Source organism: Azospirillaceae bacterium (assembly GCA_028283825.1).
Taxonomy (GTDB): domain Bacteria; phylum Pseudomonadota; class Alphaproteobacteria; order Azospirillales; family Azospirillaceae; genus Nitrospirillum.
In genome coordinates, this window is the sequence record JAPWJW010000003.1 from 342,993 (window position 1) to 367,532 (window position 24,540).

The window sequence follows — 24,540 nt, forward strand, 5'->3', positions numbered from 1 at the left end:
GCGGTCACGACCGGCACCGGTGGCTTGGCCGCTTATGGCACGGCGTTCAGCGGATGTTGGAAAGGAAGGCGTGGACCTGGCCGCGCAGCCGGTCGGCCTCCACCGACAGGGCGCCGGCGGCGGTGTGAACGGTGTGGGCGACGGCGCCCGTCTCGGCCACCGCCTGGCGGGCGGCGGCGACGTTGCCGGAGACCTGGCGCGTGCCGGTGGCGGCCTGCTGCACGTTGCCGGCGATTTCCGCCGTGGCGGCGCCCTGTTCCTCCACCGCCGCGGCGATGGCGGAGGTGATCTCGTTCATGCGGTGCACGGTCTGGCCGATGGCGGCGATGGCGTTGACGGCGGCCCCGGTCATGCCCTGGATCTCCGCCACCTTGGCCTGGATTTCCTCGGTCGCCCGCGCGGTCTGGGTCGCCAGGCTCTTGACCTCGCTGGCCACGACGGCGAAACCCTTGCCGGCCTCACCCGCACGGGCCGCCTCGATGGTCGCGTTCAGGGCCAGCAGGTTGGTCTGGCCGGCGATGCCGGTGATCAGCGCCACGATGTCACCGACGCGCGCTGCCGAATCCGCCAGCTCGCCCATGGCGGTGCTGGTCCGGCCGACCTCATTCACCGCGTCGGCGGCGATGGCCGATGACTGCGTGATCTGGCGTGCGATTTCGGAGATGGAGGCGCTGAGCTCCTCGGTGGCGGCGGCCACGGTGGCGACGTTGGCGCTGGTCTGTTCGGCCGCCGCGGCGGCCGAGGTGGTCTGGCCTTCCGCCTGGGCCGCGGCGGTGGAGGCGGTGTCGGTGGAGGCCGTCATCTGGCTGGCGGCGGTGGCGATGCCGTCCACCACGCCCTTGACGCCGCGTTCGAACTCATCGGCCAGGCGGGCCAAGGCCGCTTTCCGTTCCCGCTCGGCCTCCGCCTTCATCTCTTCCTGCCGCCGGCGCAGGCTGACGGCCTCGGCGGAGCGGTCGCGCAGCACGTTCACGGCCTGGGCCAGCGTGCCGATCTCGTCCTTGCGGCCGGTGCCCGGCACGGCGACATCCAGGTCGCCGTCCGCCAACCGGTTGGTGACGCCGGTCAGGCGCAGCAGCGGGCCGGTGATACCCCGGCTGAGCCACAGCGCCAGGCCCAGGGTCAGCAGGGCCAGTGCCGCCACGGTCCCACCGGTGCGCAGGGCCGCGTCACGCGCCGCCGCGTCGACATCGTCCAGGTAGATGCCGGAGGAGACCACCCATTGCCAGGCGCCGGTCATCTTGGAGTAGGTGACCTTGCGGGACGGGAGTGCGCCGGGCTTGGGCGGCCAGACGTAATAGCTGAAGCCGCCGCCGTCCCGGCCCCGGTCCAGCATGTCCTGGGCATAGTGGACACCGTTGGCGTCGGTGGCGTCGATGTTGCGCTTGCCCTCGGTGGCGCGGCTCTGGCCGCTGGCCAGCGTCAGGCCGGTAAGGTCGTGGATGACCGCGTAGTTGCTGCCGTCGTAGCGGAACCCCCGCACCAGGTCGGCGGCCAGCAACTGGGCCTGGTCCTGCGCCATTTCCCCCGCCGCCGCCTTTTTCTCCAGCGCCTCGATGATGCTGACCACGCCTTCGGTGGCGATGCGGGCGCGGGCCTGCCGTTCCTCCAGGATGGTGCGGTTGGCATTCACCACGGTGTAGGCGCCCAGCGCCGCCAGGGCGATGATGGCCAGGGTGGGGATAAGCAGGATGCGGCCGCTGATGCCGCGCAGCGCTTGGGGAAGAGGCATGGGGAAATCACCAGGCAGGACGGGAAAGGGGCGGAGCGCCGCCTAACAGCTGGCTATATCCGGTCCTTGAACAAGGTGTGGACGCTATAATGATAGCAACGCCGCCGGGCCCAAGGCGTAAATTTAAAGAAACCGTCGCATATGGACCGCGTCATCACCGTAGGACGACACGTCGATTTGTTCATCCCCCACGGGGGTGAAGCCCCGCCGGGCCCAGAACGCCTGCGAATTGTTGACCGACAGCAGCCGCATCTCGACGAACCCGGCATCGCGCGCGTGGCCGGCCAGCCGTTCCACCACTGCTTCGGCATAGCCCCGGCCCCGATGGTCGGCGGCGATGGCGATGTCGTGGACGTAATAGATGTCCGCCCCGGCAGGCAGTCCGCCCAAGGGGGTGTTCAGCTTTGGCACCCGCCCGCGCACATAGGGGTGGCTGAAGGCATAGCCCCCGATGGCCTCCGCCGAGGTTCCGTCCAGCACCAGGCAGCCGGCGGGATAGGCGGCCAGCTTGTCGGCCAGCACGTCCAGCGCCTCAAAGAAATCGACATGGATGGCGCAGGCCAGGGGGAACAGGGGGGCCAGATCGGCCGCCGTCATGGGGCGCCAGGACATCGAAGAGACCTTGTCTGAAAACGGACGGCCGTATGGATGGCATTCCCCGCCGTCAAACTCAATCGATAGGGGCAGGTCCGGCCGCCTTGCCCCGGCCCTCGCATCCTTGTTAGGGTCGCCCCCAAGCCGTTCGGGCGGCAACTTTTTCGCGCAAAATTCGGGGGTCCCCTGTGACCGACACATCCGGCGTCGACCTGGTGCAGATCGTGGCCGTGCTGGGGGCCGGCGTGGTGGCCGCACCCGTGTTCACGCGGCTGGGCTTCGGGTCCATCCTGGGTTACCTGGCCGCCGGTCTGGCCATCGGGCCCTATGGGTTCCGCGTGCTGTCCGATCCCGCCGCCGTGCTGCACTTCGCCGAACTGGGCGTGGTGATGTTCCTGTTCCTGATCGGGCTGGAGATGCGGCCGGCCAAGCTGTGGGCGCTCCGCCGGCAGATCTTCGGCCTGGGCATGGCGCAGGCGGCGGTGTGCGGTGCCTTGATGATCATCGCCGGCGTGCTTGCGGGCTTCCCGCCGGCGGTGGCCTTCGTCGCTGCCATGGGCTTCGCCCAGTCCTCCACCGCCGCCATCATCCAGACGCTGGAGGAGAAGGGGGAGATGACCACCCCCTTCGGCCAGCGCGCCATGTCCATCTTGCTGCTGGAGGATTTGTCGGTCGTCCCCTTGCTGGCCTGCGTCGCCCTGCTGGCACCGGCGGCCAGCCATCATGATCTGCGCGGCAGCTGGATGGGGGTGGTGGTGGCCGCCGCCGCCGTGGCCGCCGTGGTGGCGGCCGGCCGTTGGGTGCTGAACCCGCTGTTCGGCCTGCTGGCCGGTTCCAAGGTGCGGGAGGTGATGACGGCCGCCGCCCTGGCCGTGGTGCTGGGCACGGCCCTGCTGATGGAAAGTTCCGGCCTGTCCATGGCCATGGGCGCCTTCCTCGCGGGCGTGCTGCTGTCGGGCTCGGGCTTCCGCCATCAGCTGGAGGCGGATATCGAGCCGTTCCGCGGCCTGCTGCTGGGGCTGTTCTTCATGGCGGTGGGCATGTCGCTGGACCTGGGCGTCGTGGCGGCCGAATGGCGCCTGGTGCTGCTGGTGCTGCTGGCCTGCGTGGTGACCAAGGGGGCCGGCATCTATGCCGTGGCCCGGCTGTCCGGCGCCGATTGCCGCGAGGCCATCCAGCGCACCACCCTGTTCGCCCAAGGCGGCGAGTTCGCCTTCGTGCTGTATGCCGCCGGCACGGCGGCCGGGGTGCTGGACGGCCAGATCAATGCCGTCATGACCGCCACCGTCATCCTGTCCATGGTGCTGACGCCCATGACGGTGCGCCTGGTGTGGTCGGTCCTGCCGGCCCCGGCGCCGGACACCGACGGGCTGGCCCGCCCCGACGGCCTGCATGGTGCGGTACTGGTCATCGGTTTCGGCCGCTTTGGCCAGGTGGTCAGCCAGACGCTGCTGGCGCGCGGCCTGGACGTCACCATCATCGACACGGATGTGGAGATGATCCAGGCGGCCGGCAATTTCGGCTTCCAGATCTATTACGGCGACGGCACCAACCTGGACGTGCTGCACGCGTCGGGTGCCGGCAACGCGCGGGCGGTGGCCGTGTGCGTGGACGACAAGGACACCGCCAACAAGATCGTGGACCTGGTGCAGTCCAGCTTCCCCCACGCCGGCCTGCTGGTGCGCGCCTACGACCGCCGCCACACCCTGCACCTGATCGCCGCCGGCGTGGACCTGCAGGTGCGTGAGACCTGGGAATCGGCGCTGGCCTTTGGCCAAAGCGCCCTGGAGTTTCTGGGACTGTCGGCGGAAGAAGCCGCCGAGACGGCGGAGGAGGTCCGCCGCCGCGACCAGGAACGCCTGGCGCTGGAACAGGCCAGCGGCCGCCTGATCGGCCTGAAGCAGTTCCTGCCGACGGAGCCCAAGCCCACCCCGCTGTTCCAGGCTGGCAAGGCGCGGCCGTTGACACCGGAAACACGCGAGATCGCGGAGCAGGGCGCCAACAGCTGAGACCCAGGCGGTACAGTGCAGGTTTTCTCAAAACGTAGTTAAGTGTTCAGTCTGGCGATGCTTGACAGGGCCCCGCGCATGGGGTGCAAATGCGCCTGAACGGGGCTGCGGGCCCGGGTTTCCAAAACGGGGAAGTGGATGAAAAAGAAGCTGGTGCCGCTGCTGGCGGGCTTGGTCGCGGCTGTGGGGGTCGCGGGTGCCGGGATCGCCTGGGCGCAGTCCAAGAAGGTCAACGTCTACAACTGGTCCGACTATATCGGGCCGACCACGCTGGCCGACTTCACCAAGGCCACCGGCATCCAGACCAAGTACGACGTCTACACCGACCTGGAAACGCTGGAGGCCAAGCTGCTGACCGGCAACTCCGGCTACGACGTGGTGGTGCCCTCGGCCCAGCCGACCTTGCGCAAGTTCATCCAGGCCAAGGCCGTCCAGAAGCTGGACAAGTCCAAGATCCCCAACCTGAAAAACCTGGACCCCACCCTGATGGCCCGGCTGGCCGAGGTCGATCCCGGCAACGACTATGGCGTCATCTACGAATGGGGCACTGTCGGCATCGGCTATAACGTCGATAAGGTCAAGGCGGCCCTGGGCACCGACAAGATCGACAGCTGGAAGGTGGTGTTCGATCCGGAAAGCGCCAAGAAGCTGGCCAGTTGCGGCATCGTCATCCTGGATAGCCCGGCCGACGTCCTGCCTTCCGTCCTGAACTATCTGGGCCTGCCGCCCAGCAGCGAGAAGTCCGAGGACGTGAAGAAGGCGGGTGAGCTGATGGCCGCCATCCGCCCCTATATCAAGACCTTCGTCCCCTCCGTCATCGATCCGCTGGCCAGCGGCGACGCCTGTGTGGCCATCGGTTATTCCGGTGACGTGCTGCAGGCCCAGGGCCGGTCCGGCGGCAAGGCGAAGATCGACTATGCCATCCCGAAGGAAGGCGCCCAGCTGTGGTTCGACACCATGGCCATCCCGGCGGGTGCGCCCGACGTGGCGGAGGCGCACGCCTACATCAACTATATGCTTGAACCCAAGGTGATGGCGGACATCAGCAACACCGTGTCCTACGCCAACGCGGTGCCCGCCGCCCTGCCCATGGTGAAGGCCGAAATCCGCAATGATCCGCGCATCTACCCGCCCAAGGAAGTGATGGAAAAGCTGTTCACCATCAAGCAGCTGGCCCAGCGGGCGGAACAGGAGCGCAACCGCACCTGGACGCGCATCAAGACCGGCCGCTGACGCCGGTTCGCACGTGAGGGACCAGGGGCGCCGCCGATCCGGGGGCGCCCCTTTTTCATGGGATTTCGCGACTGCGAAAAATTGCGCGGCCCACAGCCGCAGACCCCATACTTCCGGTGGACAGCGGGGGCGCGCCCTGGCATTCAGCAAGTTCGGAACGCCAGCAGGGGGCGGAAAAAGGCTTGTGCGTGGCGAGCGACGGGAAAATTCGGTCAGATTAGGAAAAGCCGAGGTGAGATAGCGGCGCTATCTGACGAGGGTTTGACGCGAGATGAACGAAAGTTTCCCGAGCGCAGCAGCACAATGATTTTTCCGCACCCTGCCAATCCGGGCAAGCGGTTCCCCAACGGAAACGCCCATCGGACGTCCGCCATCGGGCCCACTTCCAGCATCGTGATCCGCCGCCTCATGTCCGACGCCCCCGACCCCCGTCCCAAGCCGGCCGCCAGCACCAACGGCAAAGGCCAGGCCGCGAAGTTCGAGCCGTGGCGCGATCCCGACGCCCAGCCCTATGTGCGGGTGGAAAAGGTGGTGAAGCGCTTCGGCGACTTCACGGCCGTGGACAATGTCAGCCTGTCGATCTACCGGGGGGAGTTCTTCTCGCTGCTGGGCGGGTCGGGCTCGGGCAAAACCACGCTGCTGCGCATGCTGGCCGGTTTCGAACAGCCGACCGAGGGCCGCATCTTCATCGACGGCGTCGACATGGCGGGCATCCCGCCCTACGACCGCCCGGTCAACATGATGTTCCAGTCCTACGCCCTGTTCCCGCATATGACGGTGGAGAACAATGTGGCCTTCGGCCTGCGCCAGGACGGCATGCCCAAAGCGGAGATCAAGACCCGCGTGGCGGAGATGCTGGATTTGGTGAAGTTGGGCGCCTTCGCCAAGCGCAAGCCGCACCAGCTGTCGGGCGGCCAGCGCCAGCGCGTGGCCCTGGCGCGATCACTGGTGAAAAAGCCCAAGCTGCTGCTGCTGGACGAACCGCTGGGCGCGCTGGACAAGCGCCTGCGCGAACAGACGCAGTTTGAGCTGGTGAACATCCAGGAAAAGCTGGGCATCACCTTCGTGGTGGTGACCCACGACCAGGAGGAGGCGATGACCATGTCCAGCCGCATCGCGGTGATGGACCACGGCCACATCGCCCAGGTGGGCACGCCGACCGAGATCTACGAATACCCCAACAGCCGCTTCACGGCGGAGTTCATCGGGTCGGTGAACATGTTCGAGGGGGACATCGTGGAGTCCGAGGCCGACCATTCCCTCATCCGCTCGGCCGAGGCCGGCTGCGACCTCTACGTCACCCACGCCGCCCATCTGCCGGAGGGCAACCGCGCCTGGGTCGCCATCCGGCCGGAAAAGGTGAGCATCAGCAAAGAGAAGCCGGCCGATGTGGTGGAGGGCCGCAACGTCACCCGCGGCATCGTGCGTGAGATCGCCTATCTGGGCGACATCTCCATCTACCAGATCGATCTGCCCAGTGGTAAGCGGGTGCGGGCGACGGCGCCCAACGTCACCCGCCGCACGGAATTGCCCATCACGTGGGAGGATGAGGTCTGGCTGTGCTGGCGCCCGTTCGCCGGCGTCGTCCTGACGGATTGAGGGAAGGGGACCCGCCTTGGCCGCGCATCTGCCCGCCCGCCCGCCGTCGAAAGCCGCCAGTGCCGCATCCTTGCCGGCGCCGGTATCCCGGCCTTTGAAGGGCCGTGTCCTGGCCGTCACCCGGCGTTTGGGCCTGACCGGCCGGGGGGGCGTCATCCTGGGGCCCTACGCCTGGCTGTTGCTGTTCTTTTTCGTCCCCTTCCTGATCGTGCTGAAGATCAGCGTGGCGGAGCCGGCGGTGGGCATCCCGCCCTTCACCAACCTGATGGAGTGGGTGGACGGCGGCCTGGACCTGCACGTCCGCTTCAGCGGCTTCCAGTCCCTGTTCGAAGACAACCTGTACATCCTGGCTTATCTGAACTCGCTGAAGATCGCCTTCATCTCCACCCTGTGCTGCCTGGCGCTGGGTTACCCCATGGCCTACGCCATCGCCACGGCGCCGGAGAAGCGGCGCGGGCCGCTGCTGATGCTGGTGATCCTGCCGTTCTGGACCAGCTTCCTGATCCGCGTCTATGCGTGGATGAGCATCCTGAAGGATGAGGGGCTGCTGAATAACCTGTTGATGAGCCTGGGGCTTATCCACGAGCCGCTGAAGATCCTGTACACCGACACGGCGGTCTACATCGGCATCACCTATTCCTACCTGCCCTTCATGATCCTGCCGCTGTACGCCACGCTGGAAAAGATGGATCTCACGCTGCTGGAGGCGGCGGCCGATCTGGGCGCCCGCCCCTGGAAATCGTTCCTGACCATCACCCTGCCGCTGTCGCTGCCCGGCATCGTGGCGGGGTCGCTGCTGGTGTTCATCCCGGCGGTGGGGGAGTTCGTCATCCCGTCGCTGCTGGGCGGGTCGGACACGCTGATGATCGGGCGTGAGCTGTGGAACCTGTTCTTCAACAGCCGTGACTGGCCGTCGGCCTCGGCCGTGGCCATCGCCCTGCTGGCCTTCCTGGTGGGTCCGATCATGGTGTTCCAGCACTTCCAGGGCCGCGACCAGGACAAGGGGGCCGCGTGATGAGAAAGTCGCGCCTGCCGATGGTGCTGCTGGGCCTGGGCCTGGCGTTCCTGTACCTGCCCATCCTGTTGCTGGTGGCCTATTCCTTCAACGACAACCGGTCGCTGACCGTTTGGACCGGCTTCTCCCTGCGCTGGTACCATGAGCTGATCGAGGACGGTCAGATGCTGGGGGCGGCGTGGCTGTCGCTGCGCATCGCCTTCGCCACCGCCTGTGGTGCCGTCGTGCTGGGCACCCTGGCCGGCATGATGCTGGCCCGCTTCGGCGCCTTCCGCGGCCGGGCGCTGTTCGCCGGCATGATCTCCGCCCCGCTGGTGATGCCGGAAGTCATCCTGGGTCTGGCGCTGTTGCTGCTGTTCGTCAGCCTGGAACAGCTGGTCGGTTGGCCGGCGGGCCGGGGTGTGTTGACCATCATCCTGGCGCACATCACCTTCACCATGTCCTTCGTGGCGGTGGTGATCCAGTCGCGCCTGGTCAGCATGGACATCTCCCTGGAAGAGGCGGCGATGGATTTGGGCGCGCGGCCGGCCAAGGTGTTCTTCGTCATCACCCTGCCCATCATCGCCCCCGCCATCGTGTCCGGCTGGCTGCTGGCCTTCACCCTGTCGCTGGACGATCTGGTGATCACCAGTTTCGTCTCCGGCCCCGGGTCCACCACCCTGCCGATGATCGTCTTCTCCTCCATCCGCCTGGGCCTGAAGCCGGAGATCAACGCGCTGGCCACCATCGTGGTGGCGGTGGTCGCCAGCGGCATCGGCCTGGCCGGCTTCCTGGAGGCCCGCCGCGCCCGTATCCGCGAGCAGGAGGAAAGCCAGGCGGGCAAGGTCTGACCGTTAGCCGAAGCGCTGATTGCCAGGCTGTAACCTGCACTGGAATACTCTTCATTCCCAAGACAAGGCCGTCCCAGCGTGGGGCGCCCCAGGAAGGGCCATTGCCATGACCTTCACCCCCGGTTCCCCCGCCGCCGCCGGCTTTGTCATGCCCGGCGAATGGCACGTGCACGACCGCTGCTGGATGGCCTGGCCCAACCGGGAAGAGACCTTCCCCAACGGGCTGGACGCCGCCCGCCGGGCCTATGCCGACGTGGCCAAGGCCATCGCGGAGTTTGAGCCGGTAACCATCGTCGCCCCGCCGGGCGAGGTGGCCACTGCCTCGCTGATGTGCGCCGGTGCAGCCGTCAGTGTCATCCCGGTGGAGCTGTCGGACAGCTGGATTCGCGACAACGGTCCCAGCTTCGTCATCGACGGCAAGGGCGGTATCGGCGGCGTGGACTGGGGCTTCAACGCCTGGGGCCGCAATTACGACGACTTCGCCGCCGACACCCAGGTGGCGGCCACGGTGCTGCAGGGGCTGGACATCCCCCGCTTCCAGGCGCCCCTGGTGATGGAGGGCGGGTCCTTCCACGTGGACGGCGAAGGCACCCTGATCACCACCGAGGAATGCCTGCTGAACCCCAACCGCAATCCCGGCCTGGCGCGGGGCGAGATCGAGGGGCATCTGCGCGATTTCCTGGGCGTGCGCGGTATCGTCTGGCTGGGCCAGGGCTATGAGCAGGACGAGACCGACGGCCATATCGATGAGATCGCCTGCTTCATCCGGCCGGGCCTGGTGCTGGCCATGGTCACGGACGACCCCGCCGATCCCAACTTCGCCACCTTCCAGGACAATATCGAGCGCCTGTCCATGGCCACCGACGCCAGGGGGCGGGAACTGGACATCGTGACCCTGCGCACCCCGGCCCGCCAGGAACAGGCGGGCGTGCGCCTGACCCTGTCCTACACCAACTTCTACCTGGCCAACGGCGGCGTGGTCCTGCCGGCGTTCGAGGACCCCATGGATGCAGAGGCCGCCAAGCTGTTCAGCCGCCTCTACCCCGACCGCAAGATCGTGCAGGTGCCGGCGCTGGACATCGTGCGTGGCGGCGGCGGCATCCACTGCATCACCCAGCAGCAGCCCAGGCGCTGATATTCGCTGATATTTTCGGGGCTTTTCTCGGGTTTTCGCCGCAGACGTCAGCCTTTTCTATTCCTGTTGATTCCGATTGGCCGACGGGCGCCACCCGCCACGGACGGGGGCTGCTGCCCCATCATCGTCGTTCGCCCGCCGATCGGTTGTCGCCCCGGGCGCGCCCATCCTGCGGTGTGCCCGGGACAGGCGCGCGCGTCGCGAGACGCCCCTTCCTGGCGCTTGGAATGGTTCCTGCCGCCCCAAATCACACAACCTTTAGGTTTTGTTGCCGTGTGCGTGCTCGTGTGCGCCGGGCGAAATTATAACCAATAGAGATTGTAACAAATAGGAAATACAACCAAAGCTTTACATTTGGCGGTGTCAGGCATATCGTTTGTTGCTCGTTAAAGGTGTGTTTCTTAGAATTTAAAACCCCTTGAAGGAGCAATAAAAATGTCAACTCTCGCTCACGTTGGTAAGCTTGTATATGTCCAGACCGTGTTCGACACGGCGACGCTGGTGAGCAACTATGGGCACAGCACGGACTGCAGCACCCCGACCGGGCTGCCGCATCCGAACAGCGATCCGAATTTCAAGACCTGGGTCTACATGCTGACCAACTGGAACGATCAGCTTTCCGGCCAGGCCACCGGCAACCTGAACATTCAGGCCACCGTCAACGACCTGGTGAACTGGCGGTCGACGTCGCTGTCGTCCAACACCGGCGACGCCGCCGTGATCTACAAGATCACCACAAGCACCGGTGGTGTGATCACACCGCCGATGATGATTATCAGCAATCCGTCGGAGCCCTTTCCACCGGCCAGCATGACCGGCGCGACCAGCTGGCCGTGCCCTTGCAATACGGAGGAAGATACCGTCGTCGATTTTTACTGGCAGTCCACCGTGCTTAAAGCCGGCAGCACCGCCTATCAAGTCTATTTCTTCATTGATACCGAGGATGCTACCGGCAAAAAGGTGCGTTATTTCTACTGGTGGGATCCCACCATCACCGTGCAACAGTCCTGATCGATAACGTTTGCCCCTGGGCCGGCTCCGTCACGGGGGCGGTCCGGGGGCCGTATTGTCCAGCGCGACCTGGTGCCGCATTCGACGGCCGGCCGCATGGGTCGTGGCCCGTACCGTCCAGCGTGATTGTCCGAAGGCTGCTTGCGCTACCGGCGCAGGCGGCGTTCGTTGACAATGGGGTAATTCGCTCTCGCCGGTCCCCGCATTCATGATTTGCGCGCATCATCACATGCGCCATTCGCTGTCTAATCCGACCATGCACGGAACGATAGTCTGAAAGACCTGCCCATCGCGGCGCCGGTGACGGCGCGCCGTGGCGGACGGGCGCATTCATGAATGACCGACCAGCATAAGGAAGCCACCCGTGCTTGGAACCATGCTCTATGGCGCGCGCGATGTCCGGTATGTGGACATGCCCGAGCCGAAGATCCTGAAGCCGACCGACGCCATCATCCGCCTGGCCGCGACCTGTGTTTGCGGATCGGACCTTTGGCCTTACCGGGGGATCGGCGGTGTCGATGGGCCCAAGGCGATGGGCCATGAATATTGCGGCATCGTGGAGGAGGTGGGGGCCGAGGTCACCACCGTGAAGCCCGGCCAGTTCGTCGTCGGTTCCTTCTGCATTTCCGACAACACCTGCCCGCATTGCCAATTCGGTTTCCAGTCCTCCTGCGAACAGCGGGAGTTCATGTCGGGCGCGCAGTCGCCCCTGGCCCGCGTGCCGCTGGCCGACGGCACCCTGGTCGCGCTGGACAAGGTGCCCGACGACGATCTGATCCCCAGCCTGCTGGCCGTGTCCGACGTGCTGGGCACCGGCTGGTACGCCGCCGACGCGGCATGCGTGCGGCCCGGTTGTACCGTGGCCGTGGTCGGTGACGGTGCCGTCGGCCTGATGGGTGTGCTGGCGGCCAAGCAGATGGGGGCGGCCCGCATCATCGCCATGAGCCGGCATAAGAGCCGCCAGGACCTGGCGCTGGAATTCGGCGCCACGGACATCATTGCCGAACGGGGTGACGACGGCGTGGCCAAGGTCAAGGAACTGACCAGGGGTGTGGGCGCCGACGCCGTGCTGGAATGTGTCGGCATGCAGGAATCGATGTGGCAGGCCATCAACTGCGCCCGTCCAGGCGCCATGATCGGTTACGTCGGCGTGCCGCATGGCGTGGAGTTCGACGGGCAGAAGCTGTTCTTCGCACAGAAGGGCCTGATGGGCGGCCCCGCCCCGGTGCGGCGCTTCCTGCCGGACCTGATCGATAGGGTGCTGACCCGCAAGATCAACCCGGGCAAGGTCTTCGACCTGACGCTGCCCCTGGCGGACGTGGCCGAAGGCTACCGCGCCATGGATGAGCGCCGCACCATCAAGACGCTGCTGCGCGTCTGATCAGCCGATGGGGCGGGCGGCTATTGGACCGTCCGCCCTTTTTTTGCGGAATGGCACCCGCAGGGGTGGTGGAGAGATCGAATTGAAAAACGTGATCGTTGTTGTCGGCACCGGCCGGCTGGGCCAGGCCATCGCCCGGCGGGTGGGGGCCGGCAAGCATGTGCTGCTGGCCGACGTGCGGGAGGAGACCGCGAAGGCGGCGGTCGAACTGTTCCTGGACGCCGGCTTCGAGGCCAGCGCCGCGGTGGTGGACATCGCCTCACGCGACTCCGTCCAGGCCTTGGTCGAGCGGGCTGCGGCGCTGGGTGACATCACCGGGCTGATCCATGCCGCCGGTGTTTCGCCGTCGATGGCGTCGCCGGAAGTCATCCTGAAGGTTGATCTGTACGGCACGGCGATGCTGCTTGAGGAATTCGGCCAGGTCATCGCCCCGGGGGGATCGGCCGTCGTCATCGCGTCGCAGTCGGGCCACCGCCTGGGCGCCCTCACGGCCGCGCAGGACGAGGCGCTGGCCACCCTGCCGGCGGAGGAGCTTCTGGCGCTGCCCATGCTGCAGCCTGACCAGGTAACCGACACGCTGCACGCCTATCAGCTGTCCAAGCGCGCCAACGTCCTGCGGGTCAAGGCGGAGGCCGTGCGGTGGGGCCGGCGCGGCGCCCGTGTCAACGCGATCAGCCCGGGCATCGTCATCACCCCGCTGGCCCGGCATGAGCTTTCCGGCCCCCGGGGCGAGGGCTACAACCGCATGATCGAACTCAGCCCGGTCGGCCGGGCGGGAACGCCCGATGAGGTCGGCACCGTGGGTGCCTTGCTGATGGGACCGGACGGCGCCTTCATCACCGGCAGCGACTTCCTGATGGACGGCGGTGTCACGGCGTCCTTCTTCTATGGGGAGCTGAAGCCCAGCTGATCCCGGGATGGCGGGCCGGGGGCGCTTCCGGAAAAAGGGATGGCAGCCGCCCGAATTTTCCTTTGGTTCCGGTGGCTTGGCGCGCGCATGGTCCGGGGGACGCCGCCCGGTCGGGGCGGCTTTTGGTTAATCGGGATGCCCCGTCATGATCGTGCGGAACCGGCCTGACCTGTTGCGGCTGTTCTTCATCCTGCGGGGGTCCATCGTCCCCCGCATCTTCCCGCAGATGCTGTTCATCTTCGTGCTGTCGGCGGTGGTGGTGTGGTGTCACACCACGCGGCCGGGGCTGGTGCCGGTGTTCACCGGCGCGCCCTTCACCCTGCTGGGCATCGCGCTGTCGGTGTTCCTGGGCTTCCGCAACAGCGCCTGCTACGACCGCTGGTGGGAGGCGCGCAAGGATTGGGGGCAGCTGGTCTACACCTGCCGCGACCTGGCCCGGCAAAGCCTGATCCTGGAGGGTGATAACGAGGGCCGCGCGGCCCGCCGCCAGCTGCTGCGCCTGGCCATGGCCTTCGCCCATGCCTGCGTCTGCCACCTGCGGCCGGTGGTGGACCAGACCAAGGCCCGGCGCCACCTGCCGGCCAGCCAGCTGGCGGGGTATGAGGCGTCGCGCAACCGGCCGGATTACGTGCTGCGCCAGATGGGCCAGCTGCTGGCGGAGCAGCGGATGGAGGGGCGCCTGGGCGACATCCCGTTCAGCGTGCTGGACGCCACCCTGGGCCGCATGTCGGCGGTGCTGGCGGCGTGCGAGCGCATCCGCAACACGCCGGTGCCGTTCGGCTATACCCTGCTGCTGCACCGCACGGCCTATCTGTTCTGCTTCCTGGTGCCGTTCGGTTTCGCCGACGTGCTGGGCTGGGGTACGCCCTTCGCCACGGCCTTGGTCGCCTACACCTTCTTCGGCCTGGACGCCCTGGGCGATGAGTTGGAGGAGCCGTTCGGCACCCTGCCCAACGACCTGCCCATCGAGGCGCTGGCCGACACCATCGAGATCAACCTGCGCGAGGCCCTGGGCGAGACGGACCTGCCGCCCCTGCCGACGCCCCGCGACCATCTGCTGATGTGAGCCGGCGGTTCCCCCGACCGGTCGGGGGAACCTGCCATGGCGGTGGGTACTCAGTTGGACATCAGCTGGGTTTCCGCCAGGGCGCCGTCCAGGTTGGCGACGCAGCGCTCATAGCCGTTGGTGCCGGGCAGCAGGCCCACCTGGGCGCAAGCCGTGCGGTCGGTGGGCATGTTCCGGCGTTCGGCCGGCATGGCCATCGCCAGCGACCGGCTGAGCGTGCTGACGCAAGCGGCGTAGTCGGTGTCGTTGACCGTCAGGCCCAGCGTCTGTTCACAGGTGTGCTGGACGGTCATCGTGTCGGTATTCGTCACCGGCATGGCGTTCACGGCCGGGGCGGTGAAGGCGGCGGTGGAGACCAGGGCGACGGCCAGGATGGTCTTGATCGCGCTAGGCAGAGTCCGGGTGTGCATGGCCTAAGCTCCTTTACTTGGCATCGTCTTTCAGGGGATTTGTCTGCTCCCCGTGTCGGGGATGCCTATAAGACGCCGGCCGTGCTGGTTTATTCCCGAGTACTGAAAATATTTTGAATTTTTGCGAAAGCCCGGCTTAGTCTTCCACATCGCCGAGATGCGCGCGAAGATTATGGATCTGGGCGATCCAGCCGCCCTCGTTCATGCGCAAGGCTTCCGCCCGGCGGGCGCTGGGCAAATTGTCGAAGCCGCTTTCGGTGATGGTCAGGTGGGTGCCGCCGTCGCGGGGCTCCAGGTGGAATTCCACCTGGGTCGGCTCTTCGTCCGAATAATCGCGCGCCGCATCCACCGCATAGGGATGCCAGGTGTAGGAGAGCAGGCGGGGCGGCGTCACCGCCACCACCGTCGCCTGCCATTCCACATGCTCGTACCCCGGATAGGTGATGCGGCCTCGCGATTCCTGGCCGGGGACGAAGGGCCCGTCCAGCTTCACCCGGAACCAGGTGCCGAATTCGACAGGGTCGGATAGGGCCCGCCATACCCGCTCGACCGGAGCGGCCAGTTCCACGTGCTTCTCAATGCGATCAGACATCCGGCCCTCCAGGGTTGCGCGGCGGTAACCCCCGAAGGCCGGAATGGTTCAGATCTTGGCGCGGATCTGCCGGCGCGCCTCATCCGCCAGGGGATGCAGGGCCTGGGGCGGGGCATCGGCCACCAGGCTGTAGCCCATGCCCTGGTTGCTCCAGGTGACGCCGCCCACCATTTGTCCGGCGGTTTCCTGGCGGTGTTCGGACATGGGCGCGTCCATGTCCACGGTCATGGGCCGCACCATCATGGCGATGCGGTTGCCGCCGGCGTCGTCATAGAAAAACATGGCGCCGGCGCCGTGGGCGGTGGCGATCAGCCGGCCGCCCATGAAGCGGTAGCCCGAGGCCGACAGGTCGGGCACGGCGACCGGCCGATCCAGGCGCTTGGACACCCATTGCAGCAGTTGCTGTTCCTCGCCGGCGCGCATTTCCACCGGCCGCAGGCTGTCGGCGGCATAGACGCGGTAGTTGTCCATGGCCTCCTGCGTCAGGGCGTTGACGCCGCTCAGCGGCGCCTTGGCCGCCATGCCGTGCATGGACCAGCCGCCGGCCCCACCCACCACCAGCAGCAGCACGGCGGCGGCGAGGTTGCGCCAGGGGCCAGCCCAGGCGCGCGCCTGCCGGTCGCGCCGCGCCTCGATCAGGCGGGCCAGGTTCAGGCTGTCGGGCACCGGTGCGTCCACGATGGGGGCCAGCGCCTCACGCAGGGCCGCGCGCTGCAGGGTGTACGTTGCCACGCGCTGTGCCGCCTCGGCATGGCGGGCTAGGTAATCTTCGATCTCCGCCCGGCGCCCGGCGTCCAGGGCGCCATCGACATAGGCCTGCAAGTCTTCCTCGGTGATGGGGCGACCCGCGTTCATTTCACTCTCCTGAAGATCGAGGCGCCGAAATTGGGGCGGTGGATGGTGGCGCCCGCCGGCTCCCCCTCCATGTGTTGCGCCAGCTTTTCCCGTGCCCGCGCCAGGCGGGACATGACGGTGCCGATGGGGATGTCCAGCACGCGCGCGGCCTCGGCATAGGACAGGTCCTCCACCGACACCAACAGCAGCACGGCGCGCTGGTCCTCCGGCAGGGTGTCCAGGGCGCGCAGCAGGTCGGCATGGCGCAGCGCGTCCTCCTGCGTCGGTGGGCGGCTGAGCGCCGGTTCCGCGACCGCGTCGTCCAGCGCCACCTGGCCGCCGCGCCGCCGGTTCTGGCGGATGTGGCTGACGGCCAGGTTGTGCAGGATGGTGAACAGCCAGGTGCGGGCGTCGCCGTCCGCCCGGCGCTGGTGCCAGCGGGTGATGGCCCGCTCCAGGCAGTCCTGCACCAGGTCGTCGGCGGTGGCCGCATCCCGCACCAGCGCCCGCGCGTAGCGGCGCAGGGGCGGGATCAGCGGTTCCACCAGTTGCATCATGTCCTTCATGGCACGCGCCTCTTGGCCGCCCTGCCTATCGCCGGGTGCGCCAGCTCGCCATGCTCTGGAACACGCCGTCCTTGAAGATGAAGGCATGCATCAGTGCTGCCGACAAGTGGCGCGATGACCACCAGGAACAGGGCGTACGCCAGGTAGGTGTGCAGGTGGCGCAAGCTGGCGTACAGCGCGCGGTCCATTTCCATCAGCGGCGGCAGGTGCAGCAGGCCGCCCCAGACGATGATGGGATAGCCCCCCGCCGACAGCATGGACCAGCCCACCAAGGGCAGGGCGATCATCAGCGCGTACAGCACAAGGTGGGAGGCGTGGGCGATGGCCTTCTGCGGCAGCGGCATGGCGGCGGGCAGGGCCGGCGGCGACCGCGTTGCGCGTACGGCCAGGCGGATGACCACCAGGGCCAGGATGGCGACACCGATGGATTTGTGCAGCGGCACCAGCCAGTTGTGCGCCGGCCCGACGGTGGCGACCATGCCGGCGCCGATGAACAGCATGGCGACGATCAGCCCGGCCATCAGCCAGTGCAGGATCCGCGCGGCGGCGGTAAACGTGGGGGTCATCGCGCGGTCTCCTTCGGGGCGGGCAAGGCTGCGTCGTGGGCCAGGGCGCTGATACCAGCCGGCTCACCCGTACGGCGGGTGTAGCCGACGGCGTAGACGGAAGAGCGCGCCGCCAGCAGCGGGTCGTCGGACGGCGCCACGCCGGCCGGCAGGATGGTGGGGTCGAAATTGACGTCACGGCAGGGGCCGTCATCCTCCGTCACCGCGCGGTCGATGGTCAGGGTGCCGACCTCCACCCGCTGGCGATCCTCCGGCCAGGCCTTGGTGGCGTCGTCCAACGGGTCGCCTGGGTTGGGCAGCACGATGGACATGTGCCAGGTCAGCGGCCCCTGGGCCAGGCGGCCCGCCACCTCGTCGAACAGGAAGTCGCGCGGCTGGGTCGCCAGCGTCGCCTTGTCCAATTCCGCGAACGGCGTGTCGGGGGTGAACACCCAGCGCACCGGGCGCGTCCCGCCCTCGGCATTGGTGAAGCGGAAGGTGTTCACGCTGTTGTAGGTGCCGTTGGCGAAGCTGGAGGGCAGGGGCGCCTTGGCTAGGTAATCGACGAAGGCCTTGGTTTCCGGATGCTGGGCCATATAGGCCGCCGCCTTGGCCGGGTCCGGCTTGCCGGTGGCGGGATCGGGCGTGGTCGCCAGCTGGAAATCCAGGAAGGCCTGGGGTGTCGCCACCGGGAAGACGGGCACATGGTTCATGGCCATGCGCCACTGCTCCCCATCCGCTAACTGGAACTTCAGCGCCAGGCTGTGGAAGACGACACGGCCGTCAGGCGCCATGGGCACGCCGCCGGCCAGGGAAAAGCGGCCGACGACCGGCGTGGTGGTGGGGCCGAAGATGCCGGCCTTGCTGAGCGCCAGGCCCTGGCCGTTGCCGTCGAAATGCCCGATCACGCACAGGCCCTTGGCATGGGCGCGGCGATACCCTTCATGCCGACCGTCGTGGCCCTCCAGCGCGTTGACGATCCGGGCGGGTTTAAGGGCGCCCGGTGTCAGCCAGCCGCCGGCATAGGCGAAGGCGGCGGTGGCGCCGCCGGCCACCACAGCGATGGCCGCCAGCGGCAGCAGGCTGCGTCGGCTGAGGATGTCTTTGATACCGTAGGAACCTTGCGGCATGGGGCACGCTCCCTGGAAACAGGTCGGGCCCGTTGCCGGGCCGCCGATATCCAGGTTGACGCTGGCGCCGCCGGTTTATTCCCGGCGCCCCAAAACTTTTTCTGATTTTCTTTCGATAGGCCCCGACCGGGGCCGCCGGAGATTTCCGGGGAGCCGTAGGCGGACCGGAAATCGAGGATAAGCCAAAGGCGCGGACGCGCCTGCCGGCGCCTGAGGAACAAGAATTAATGCGCGAAGCTGACCCTGTCTTCGTCACCCTCTTCCGCCGGCAGGCCGGGGTCGGTGGCGGCGGAGAATGCGGTCAGCCCCAGGGCGCAGACGGCCAGGCCGGCGCCCAGCCAGGGCAGGCTGCCGTATGCGACACCCTGGTCGATGGCGATGCCGCCGAACCAGGCGCCCAGCGCGTTGCCCATGTTGAAGGCGCCCTGGTTCAGGGTGCTGGCCAGGTTGGGCGCGCCCCGCGCCTGGTCCACCACCCGCATCTGCAGGGGGGACCCGACGGAGAAGGCGGCGATGCCCCACAGCACCAAGGTGGGCACCGCACTGATCACGGTGGCGCTGGTCCACACCAGGGCCACCAGGATCAGGGCGATGATGCCGAAGGTGGTCATGACCACCGGCATCATCTTCCAGTCGGCCAGCCGCCCGCCCAGCAGGTTGCCCACCGTCAGCCCCACGCCGAACAGCAGCAGGACATAGGTCACCTGGTCCGGCGTCAGGCCGGTCACGTGCTCCAGCAAGGGCGTGATGTAGGTCAGCACGCTGAACAGGCTGGCCGAGGAGATGACGCTGATCAGCATGGCCATGATGACCTGCGGCCGGGCCAGTACGCGGAATTCACCCAGCAGGCCGCCGGCGCTGCCGCCGGGCAGGTTCTTCGGCAACCAGATGGTCAGCGCCGTGGCGGCGACCAGGCCAATGATGACCACGGCCCAGAAGGTGGCGCGCCAGCCCAGCTCATGCCCCAGGGCGGTGCCCAGCGGCACGCCCAGCACGTTGGCGAGCGTGAGGCCGGAGAACATCAGGGCCACGGCCTGCGCCCGGCGGTGGCGCGGCACCAGGCCGGAGGCGACCACGGCACCGATGCCGAAGAAGGTGCCGTGCGACAGGGCGGTGACGATACGCGCCGCCATCAGCAGGCCGTAGGTGGGGGCCAGCGCGCAGAACAGGTTGCCGATGATGAAGATGCCCATCAGGCCGATCAGCGCCCGCTTGCGCGGCAGCCGTGCCGTCGCCACCGCCAGCAGCGGGGCGCCCACCACCACGGCGAGCGCGTATGCGGTGACCAGCATGCCGGCCTTGGGAATGCTGACGCCCAGATCCTGCGCCAGATCCGGCAGCATGCCCATGATGACGAATTCGGTGGTGCCGATGCCGAAAGAGGCGATGGCGAGGGCAAGCAGCGGCAGGGGCACCGAAAACGCTCCGGAAATCTAAGGTGGCGGGGGGGCCGTTCCGGAGCATCGCCCAAAAAGGGTAAGCGCTGTCATGCTGCGTTGCAGCAGGTGCCATGACGGAATAGTTGAGGACACAAGCGTTTGTTGGAGGCGTGCCTTCCCTCAAGCGCCGGGCGCGACCTCTGGTCGCTTGGCTTCCTCAGTTCAAGGGCGTTCCGCCCTTAAACTTCCGGCGGCCCCCGTCGAGGCCTACAGCGGCTTGGTGCCGCTGGCCTTACTCCGGTGCGCGCAGCCAGCGCTCCGCGGCGGCGGCGGCCTTTTCGGCGTAGTCGGGCAGGCCGGGGCCCAGCAGGGGCAGGCCCCATTCCGCCACCACCCGGGCTATGCCGGCGGCATCCACCGGCAGGCCCAGTTCCTTCAGGCGCCAGGCCATGTTCATTTCCTGGCCCCAGAAATAGATTTCCTTGGCGCCGGTGTTGGCCGCCATGGTCCGCACCTGTTCCTCGCGGCCCAGGCCGTGCAGCGGCAGCCAGATGTCGGCCATCAGGGTGTCGAAGGCTTGGCCGTCCGCCGGCTTCCAAATATAGGCGTCGCCCTGGTGGACGGTGATCTTGGCGGCGGCCTCGGACGGCAACTGACTGAAGATGCCGGATTGCTCGACGGCGGCCAGCACCTCGGCATCGAACTCCACCACCGTGACCTGGGTGACGGCGGGGTTCAAGGCCGCGTTGGCGGCGGCCCAGCCCATACCCATGCCCATCACCGCCGTGCGGCCCCACACCAGGCGGCAGCCGATCTCCTGGCTTTCGGTTTCCATGGGCGTCATCGACATCCAGGCGCGGCTGTTCTCCCGGTCATGGCGGATCAGTGCGGCCATGTTCTCGATCATGCGCGGCCCCGTCCAATAGCCGGGGCAGACGGCCAGGGCGGCGATCCGCATTTCCCACCGTTCCCCCTGGAAGGGCTGGTAGGTGGGATAGAACAGGGGAAAATCGGCGCTGTCGGGCATGGCGGGCTCCGGCCAAGAAAAAAGCCGCCGTCGCCGGGGTGGGCGAGGGCGGCTTTGATCACAATGTGGTCAAGGCGGTTCGACCTTACTTCAGGTCGTCGGCCTTGCTGATGATGTGCGTGACGATGCCGTAGTCCTTGGCCTCTTCCGCCGTCATCCAGAAATTGCGGTCCGTGTCCTGCTCGATCTTCTCAAGCGGCTGGCCGGTCTCGCGGGCGATGATGATGTTCAGACGCTTGCGCATCTTCACGATTTCCTTCGCCTCGATGGCGATGTCGGTGGCCTGGCCGCCGGCGCCGCCCATGGGCTGATGGATCAGGAAACGGGTGTTGGGCAGGCAGAAGCGGTTTTCCTTCTGCGCACCCAGGAAAATGTGGGCGCCGGCGCTGGCCACCCAGCCCGTGCCCAGAACCAGGACGCGCGGGCGGATGAACTGCAGGATGTCGTGGATGCTGTCGCCGCTTTCCACGTGGCCGCCCTGGGAATTGATCACCAGGCGGATGGGGTCGTCATTCTCGGCCGCCAGGGCCAGCAGCTGGGCCACCGTGCTTTCGGCGACCTTCTGGTTGATTTCACCGAAGATCAGGACCGTGCGGCTCTTGAACAGGTTCTGGGCGACCGCGGAGAAGGGCGCACCCTTGGCCTTTTCACCCTTTTCGCCTTCCGGGGCGGTCTCGGGGGCGTCATCGGGATCTTCGTCATCAAAGCGGATCGGCAGGGTCACCAGGATCTCCATGGGAACGAACGGACGGGGCGACCCAGATGGTCGCTCCACTCGGGCACCCTTATCAGGTAGCGGGATTCTGCGCCCCATTCAACCCGCGCGTCACACTTCCCCTTTACCAAGATCGCTTACCCCGGCCGGCCTAACGGGTGGCGCCGGGTCGCCGGCATGGGTAAAGGTTAAGAATGAGCATCGTTGGAAACGGGGGACGCGTGATGGGGCAGGGATCGGCACCCTTCCTGCGGCTGGATGGCGTGAGCAAGCGTTATCCCAATGGCACCCTGGCCTTGAGCGACGTGTCGCTGTCGGTGGCGGAGGGGGAATTCCTGGCCATCGTCGGCGCCAGCGGCTGCGGCAAAAGCACCATCCTGCGCCATGTCGCGGGCCTGGTGGCGCCGTCGGAAGGAACGGTGGCGTGGGCGCAAGCCCCTGCCAAAGGCGGCATCGGCATGGTGTTCCAGGAACCAACCCTGATGCCCTGGGCCCGTATCCGCGACAATGTCCGCCTGCCGCTGGACCTGGCCGGCGTGCCCAGGGCGGAAGGCGACGCGCGGGTGGCCGCCCTGTTGGCTCAGGTGGGCCTGGCCGATTTCGCGGAAGTCTTCCCGCGCGAACTGTCCGGCGGCATGAAGATGCGCGCCTCCATCGCCCGCGCCCTGGTCACCCGGCCGCGCCTGTTGCTGATGGATGAGCCGTTCGCCGCCCTGGATGAGATCACCCGCCAGAAACTGAACGACGACCTGCTGGCCCTGTGGGCAGAGCAGCGCTTCACAGTGATGTTCGTGACCCACAGCGTTTATGAAAGCGTCTACCTGGCCGGCCGCGCCATCGTCATGGCGCCGCGCCCGGGGCGCATCCATGCCGATATCACGCTGGATCTGCCCTATCCAAGGGATGAGGCCATGCGCACCGACGCCCGCTACGCCGCCTGCTGCCGCCAGGTGTCGGCGGCCCTGGGTGACGCCATGACCGGTAAGGGAGCGGCGGCATGATCGCGTTGCGCCGTTTCGCCCCGCTGCTGCTGGGCCTGGTTTTCCTGGGCGCGTGGGAGGGGCTGGTGCGCCTGATGGAGGTGCCGGCCTTCGTGTTGCCGCCGCCCAGCGCCATCGTCGCGGCTTTGCTGGCCGATCCGCAGACCCTGGGCCTGTCCTTGTGGTTCACGCTGACCGTGACCCTTCAGGCCTTCGCGCTGGCGGTGGTGGGCGGCGTGGCGCTGGCCGTGCTGTTCACCCGCTCGCCCCTGCTGGCGTCCGCCCTTTATCCCTACGCCGTCATTTTGCAGGTGACGCCGGTGATGGCCATCGCCCCGCTGGTGGTGATCTGGGTGGGGTATGAGCGGGTGGGCCTGGCGCAGTTGATCCTGGCCTGGATCGTCGCCTTCTTCCCCATCCTGGGCAACACCACGCTGGGCCTGCGCTCGGCCGACGCCGGTTTGCGCGACCTGTTCCGCCTGTATGGCGCCAGCCGGTGGCAGGTGCTGTGGCGCCTGGAACTGCCGTCGGCCTTGCCCTACCTGCTGGCGGGCATGAAGATTTCGGGCGGCCTGGCGCTGATCGGCGCCGTGGTGGCGGAATTCGTGGCGGGATCGGGCACGGCCTCAGGCTTGGCCTGGCGCATTGTCGAGGCCGGCAACCGCCTCAACACCGCCCGCATGTTCGCGGCATTGACGCTGCTGTCCCTGCTGGGTATCGCCATCTTCGCCCTGCTGTCCCTAGTCCAGCGCCTGGCGCTCCGCCGCTGGCACGATAGCGAGGCATCGCGCTCTTGATGTGCCTTCCGGCGTAACGCGTATCATTCTGCAGCTAATGTCTTTCCGATCAACCTGGAAGGCGTCGCAACAACCTAGGGTTTGTTTGGGCTCGGTTCATAACTGAGTGTTAATAGTGCACTGAACGATTTCTTGTGTCGGTCTCATGTCTTGCTTCGATACTCCATTCCGAGCCAGTCATCATAAAGATTTCCAAATTCCGATAGCAGGTTTTCTATTGCATTGTTGACTTCTTCGAGTGGCGACAGGTCTAATCCGGAAAATCGATATCCGCTAAATAATCTAATCTTCAAGCAGGTTAAGATGTCAGATAAGAGTCTGCTGCCGTAGGCCATGAGGATGGCGTTCCGTCGTTCGGGTGAACGTTGATCAAATTCAAAAGGTAATGAGGTTCCTATATGGTCTGCATGCAATATATGGCTACTCATGGAGTAGCTGTAAGATAGGCCTGCAAGAATTTTAAATGCTTCATCATTTGATCTCGAAAAACTACCCAAGATCCCAGTGAATCCCCATTGTGTTTCTAGTGACCTTCTTCGTGATTGAGGGTATTTCCCGGAGATATCATTTATTTCTGCTTCGCTTAGCAGGCGATCCTTAAGTGGTCTCCATGAGGGGGCGTCATTGTCGGATATTAAATTTAATAATTCTTGGGTCTTTGAATGATCCTTAAGGAGGCCAATTTGAAAAAGATCATGACGGTATTCTTGATATCGAGTCTCAAAATCTGATTTGGATTGAAGCAAGTAAGTTGTCTTTATGGTACTTTCAACGATCGCACGGACTAGAATTTCAGAATCCCAAAGTTGAGCATATGAAATAAGTAGTATGGCGCTTTCGCTAGAGCGCGCTGATGCTGTTAGTAAACATTCTACGACGTGACGTTGCTCGGTGGTCCAGTTAATTTCTCTTAGGAAATTGGACGTCAACGGCAAAAGCTCCCGCTGCAGAAATAGGGTTTTTTCCGCGCAACGCCTTAATGTATTGTAGACTTCATCCGAATACATATGATTTCACCATGGTGGGGTGATTTTTTCTAAATCCGAGTAA

General features: G+C 66.3%; 24 protein-coding genes. 12 read left to right on the plus strand and 12 right to left on the minus strand.

Annotated features, from left to right (window positions below; all coding sequences use genetic code 11):
• Positions 1 to 46: 46 nt before the first annotated feature.
• The gene (locus tag PW843_13535; GenBank protein MDE1147619.1) at positions 47 to 1,732 is read right to left on the minus strand and encodes a methyl-accepting chemotaxis protein; all 1,686 of its coding nucleotides are present in this window, start codon (positions 1,730 to 1,732) and stop codon (positions 47 to 49) included.
• 123 nt (positions 1,733 to 1,855) lie between these two features.
• A complete protein-coding gene (locus PW843_13540; protein MDE1147620.1) occupies positions 1,856 to 2,344 on the minus strand; it encodes a GNAT family N-acetyltransferase in 489 nt (162 codons plus the stop codon).
• Positions 2,345 to 2,514: 170 nt separating this feature from the next.
• Here PW843_13540 and PW843_13545 point away from each other — a divergent pair, with 170 nt between their 5' ends.
• The 10 genes from PW843_13545 (at position 2,515) to PW843_13590 (ending at position 14,515) form a co-directional block, all read left to right on the plus strand.
• Positions 2,515 to 4,335 carry a monovalent cation:proton antiporter-2 (CPA2) family protein gene (locus tag PW843_13545; GenBank protein MDE1147621.1) on the plus strand — a complete coding sequence of 607 codons (1,821 nt, stop codon included), beginning with the start codon at positions 2,515 to 2,517 and terminating at the stop codon, positions 4,333 to 4,335.
• Positions 4,336 to 4,473: 138 nt separating this feature from the next.
• Positions 4,474 to 5,568: a polyamine ABC transporter substrate-binding protein gene (locus PW843_13550; protein ID MDE1147622.1), complete on the plus strand. Its 1,095-nt coding sequence runs from the start codon at positions 4,474 to 4,476 to the stop codon at positions 5,566 to 5,568.
• Between the two features lie 408 nt (positions 5,569 to 5,976).
• Positions 5,977 to 7,167, plus strand: coding sequence for a polyamine ABC transporter ATP-binding protein (gene potA / locus PW843_13555; protein ID MDE1147623.1), 1,191 nt, complete (start codon positions 5,977 to 5,979; stop codon positions 7,165 to 7,167).
• Positions 7,168 to 7,276: 109 nt separating this feature from the next.
• On the plus strand, positions 7,277 to 8,182 hold the full coding sequence (locus PW843_13560; GenBank protein ID MDE1147624.1) for an ABC transporter permease subunit: 906 nt from the start codon (positions 7,277 to 7,279) through the stop codon (positions 8,180 to 8,182).
• Complete coding sequence (locus tag PW843_13565; GenBank protein ID MDE1147625.1) at positions 8,182 to 9,012, plus strand: ABC transporter permease subunit; 831 nt, start codon at positions 8,182 to 8,184, stop codon at positions 9,010 to 9,012. The genes PW843_13560 and PW843_13565 overlap by 1 nt, the downstream gene beginning before the upstream one ends.
• 106 nt (positions 9,013 to 9,118) lie before the next feature.
• Positions 9,119 to 10,147 (plus strand): agmatine deiminase family protein, encoded by a 1,029-nt coding sequence (locus PW843_13570; GenBank protein ID MDE1147626.1) that lies wholly within the window; start codon positions 9,119 to 9,121, stop codon positions 10,145 to 10,147.
• A 435-nt stretch (positions 10,148 to 10,582) separates the two neighbouring features.
• Positions 10,583 to 11,158: an AidA/PixA family protein gene (locus PW843_13575; protein MDE1147627.1), complete on the plus strand. Its 576-nt coding sequence runs from the start codon at positions 10,583 to 10,585 to the stop codon at positions 11,156 to 11,158.
• A 364-nt stretch (positions 11,159 to 11,522) separates the two neighbouring features.
• Positions 11,523 to 12,539, plus strand: coding sequence for a zinc-dependent alcohol dehydrogenase family protein (locus PW843_13580; protein MDE1147628.1), 1,017 nt, complete (start codon positions 11,523 to 11,525; stop codon positions 12,537 to 12,539).
• A gap of 91 nt (positions 12,540 to 12,630) precedes the next feature.
• A complete protein-coding gene (locus PW843_13585) occupies positions 12,631 to 13,449 on the plus strand; it encodes an SDR family oxidoreductase (protein ID MDE1147629.1) in 819 nt (272 codons plus the stop codon).
• Positions 13,450 to 13,594: 145 nt separating this feature from the next.
• Complete coding sequence (locus PW843_13590; GenBank protein ID MDE1147630.1) at positions 13,595 to 14,515, plus strand: bestrophin family protein; 921 nt, start codon at positions 13,595 to 13,597, stop codon at positions 14,513 to 14,515.
• Positions 14,516 to 14,565: 50 nt separating this feature from the next.
• On the opposite strand, the gene PW843_13595 is transcribed toward PW843_13590, so the two are convergent.
• The 9 genes from PW843_13595 to PW843_13635 form a co-directional block, all read right to left on the minus strand.
• The gene (locus tag PW843_13595; protein ID MDE1147631.1) at positions 14,566 to 14,925 is read right to left on the minus strand and encodes a hypothetical protein; all 360 of its coding nucleotides are present in this window, start codon (positions 14,923 to 14,925) and stop codon (positions 14,566 to 14,568) included.
• Positions 14,926 to 15,061: 136 nt separating this feature from the next.
• Positions 15,062 to 15,517 (minus strand): SRPBCC family protein, encoded by a 456-nt coding sequence (locus PW843_13600; protein MDE1147632.1) that lies wholly within the window; start codon positions 15,515 to 15,517, stop codon positions 15,062 to 15,064.
• Between the two features lie 48 nt (positions 15,518 to 15,565).
• Positions 15,566 to 16,372 (minus strand): anti-sigma factor, encoded by an 807-nt coding sequence (locus tag PW843_13605; protein ID MDE1147633.1) that lies wholly within the window; start codon positions 16,370 to 16,372, stop codon positions 15,566 to 15,568.
• A complete protein-coding gene (locus PW843_13610; protein MDE1147634.1) occupies positions 16,369 to 16,917 on the minus strand; it encodes a sigma-70 family RNA polymerase sigma factor in 549 nt (182 codons plus the stop codon). Before PW843_13610 ends, PW843_13605 begins: the two co-directional genes overlap by 4 nt.
• Positions 16,914 to 17,483, minus strand: a complete 570-nt coding sequence (locus tag PW843_13615; protein MDE1147635.1) for a cytochrome b/b6 domain-containing protein — start codon at positions 17,481 to 17,483, stop codon at positions 16,914 to 16,916. The genes PW843_13610 and PW843_13615 overlap by 4 nt, the downstream gene beginning before the upstream one ends.
• Positions 17,480 to 18,592: a catalase family peroxidase gene (locus PW843_13620; protein MDE1147636.1), complete on the minus strand. Its 1,113-nt coding sequence runs from the start codon at positions 18,590 to 18,592 to the stop codon at positions 17,480 to 17,482. The genes PW843_13615 and PW843_13620 overlap by 4 nt, the downstream gene beginning before the upstream one ends.
• A 224-nt stretch (positions 18,593 to 18,816) precedes the next feature.
• A complete protein-coding gene (locus tag PW843_13625) occupies positions 18,817 to 20,007 on the minus strand; it encodes an MFS transporter (GenBank protein MDE1147637.1) in 1,191 nt (396 codons plus the stop codon).
• Positions 20,008 to 20,263: 256 nt separating this feature from the next.
• Positions 20,264 to 20,998, minus strand: a complete 735-nt coding sequence (locus tag PW843_13630) for a hypothetical protein (GenBank protein MDE1147638.1) — start codon at positions 20,996 to 20,998, stop codon at positions 20,264 to 20,266.
• A gap of 85 nt (positions 20,999 to 21,083) precedes the next feature.
• Positions 21,084 to 21,734 (minus strand): ATP-dependent Clp protease proteolytic subunit, encoded by a 651-nt coding sequence (locus tag PW843_13635; protein MDE1147639.1) that lies wholly within the window; start codon positions 21,732 to 21,734, stop codon positions 21,084 to 21,086.
• A gap of 203 nt (positions 21,735 to 21,937) precedes the next feature.
• Here PW843_13635 and PW843_13640 point away from each other — a divergent pair, with 203 nt between their 5' ends.
• Positions 21,938 to 22,714 (plus strand): ABC transporter ATP-binding protein, encoded by a 777-nt coding sequence (locus tag PW843_13640; protein ID MDE1147640.1) that lies wholly within the window; start codon positions 21,938 to 21,940, stop codon positions 22,712 to 22,714.
• Entirely contained in the window at positions 22,711 to 23,490 is a 780-nt protein-coding gene (locus tag PW843_13645) for an ABC transporter permease (GenBank protein ID MDE1147641.1), read from the plus strand. Before PW843_13640 ends, PW843_13645 begins: the two co-directional genes overlap by 4 nt.
• Positions 23,491 to 23,633: 143 nt before the next feature.
• On the opposite strand, the gene PW843_13650 is transcribed toward PW843_13645, so the two are convergent.
• Positions 23,634 to 24,497: a DUF5677 domain-containing protein gene (locus tag PW843_13650; protein MDE1147642.1), complete on the minus strand. Its 864-nt coding sequence runs from the start codon at positions 24,495 to 24,497 to the stop codon at positions 23,634 to 23,636.
• Between the last annotated feature and the right edge of the window lie 43 nt (positions 24,498 to 24,540).

Bases quoted from the DNA above. Each gene is read 5' to 3' on its own strand.
- PW843_13635 (MDE1147639.1), bottom strand. From the start codon at position 21,734: ATGGAGATCCTGGTGACCCTGCCGATCCGCTTTGATGACGAAGATCCC.
- PW843_13595 (MDE1147631.1), bottom strand. From the start codon at position 14,925: ATGCACACCCGGACTCTGCCTAGCGCGATCAAGACCATCCTGGCCGTC.
- PW843_13630 (MDE1147638.1), bottom strand. From the start codon at position 20,998: ATGCCCGACAGCGCCGATTTTCCCCTGTTCTATCCCACCTACCAGCCC.
- potA (MDE1147623.1), top strand. From the start codon at position 5,977: ATGTCCGACGCCCCCGACCCCCGTCCCAAGCCGGCCGCCAGCACCAAC.
- PW843_13575 (MDE1147627.1), top strand. From the start codon at position 10,583: ATGTCAACTCTCGCTCACGTTGGTAAGCTTGTATATGTCCAGACCGTG.
- PW843_13540 (MDE1147620.1), bottom strand. From the start codon at position 2,344: ATGTCCTGGCGCCCCATGACGGCGGCCGATCTGGCCCCCCTGTTCCCC.
- PW843_13550 (MDE1147622.1), top strand. From the start codon at position 4,474: ATGAAAAAGAAGCTGGTGCCGCTGCTGGCGGGCTTGGTCGCGGCTGTG.
- PW843_13570 (MDE1147626.1), top strand. From the start codon at position 9,119: ATGACCTTCACCCCCGGTTCCCCCGCCGCCGCCGGCTTTGTCATGCCC.
- PW843_13590 (MDE1147630.1), top strand. From the start codon at position 13,595: ATGATCGTGCGGAACCGGCCTGACCTGTTGCGGCTGTTCTTCATCCTG.
- PW843_13600 (MDE1147632.1), bottom strand. From the start codon at position 15,517: ATGTCTGATCGCATTGAGAAGCACGTGGAACTGGCCGCTCCGGTCGAG.
- PW843_13640 (MDE1147640.1), top strand. From the start codon at position 21,938: ATGGGGCAGGGATCGGCACCCTTCCTGCGGCTGGATGGCGTGAGCAAG.
- PW843_13615 (MDE1147635.1), bottom strand. From the start codon at position 17,483: ATGACCCCCACGTTTACCGCCGCCGCGCGGATCCTGCACTGGCTGATG.
- PW843_13605 (MDE1147633.1), bottom strand. From the start codon at position 16,372: ATGAACGCGGGTCGCCCCATCACCGAGGAAGACTTGCAGGCCTATGTC.
- PW843_13650 (MDE1147642.1), bottom strand. From the start codon at position 24,497: ATGTATTCGGATGAAGTCTACAATACATTAAGGCGTTGCGCGGAAAAA.
- PW843_13610 (MDE1147634.1), bottom strand. From the start codon at position 16,917: ATGAAGGACATGATGCAACTGGTGGAACCGCTGATCCCGCCCCTGCGC.
- PW843_13620 (MDE1147636.1), bottom strand. From the start codon at position 18,592: ATGCCGCAAGGTTCCTACGGTATCAAAGACATCCTCAGCCGACGCAGC.
- PW843_13645 (MDE1147641.1), top strand. From the start codon at position 22,711: ATGATCGCGTTGCGCCGTTTCGCCCCGCTGCTGCTGGGCCTGGTTTTC.
- PW843_13565 (MDE1147625.1), top strand. From the start codon at position 8,182: ATGAGAAAGTCGCGCCTGCCGATGGTGCTGCTGGGCCTGGGCCTGGCG.
- PW843_13535 (MDE1147619.1), bottom strand. From the start codon at position 1,732: ATGCCTCTTCCCCAAGCGCTGCGCGGCATCAGCGGCCGCATCCTGCTT.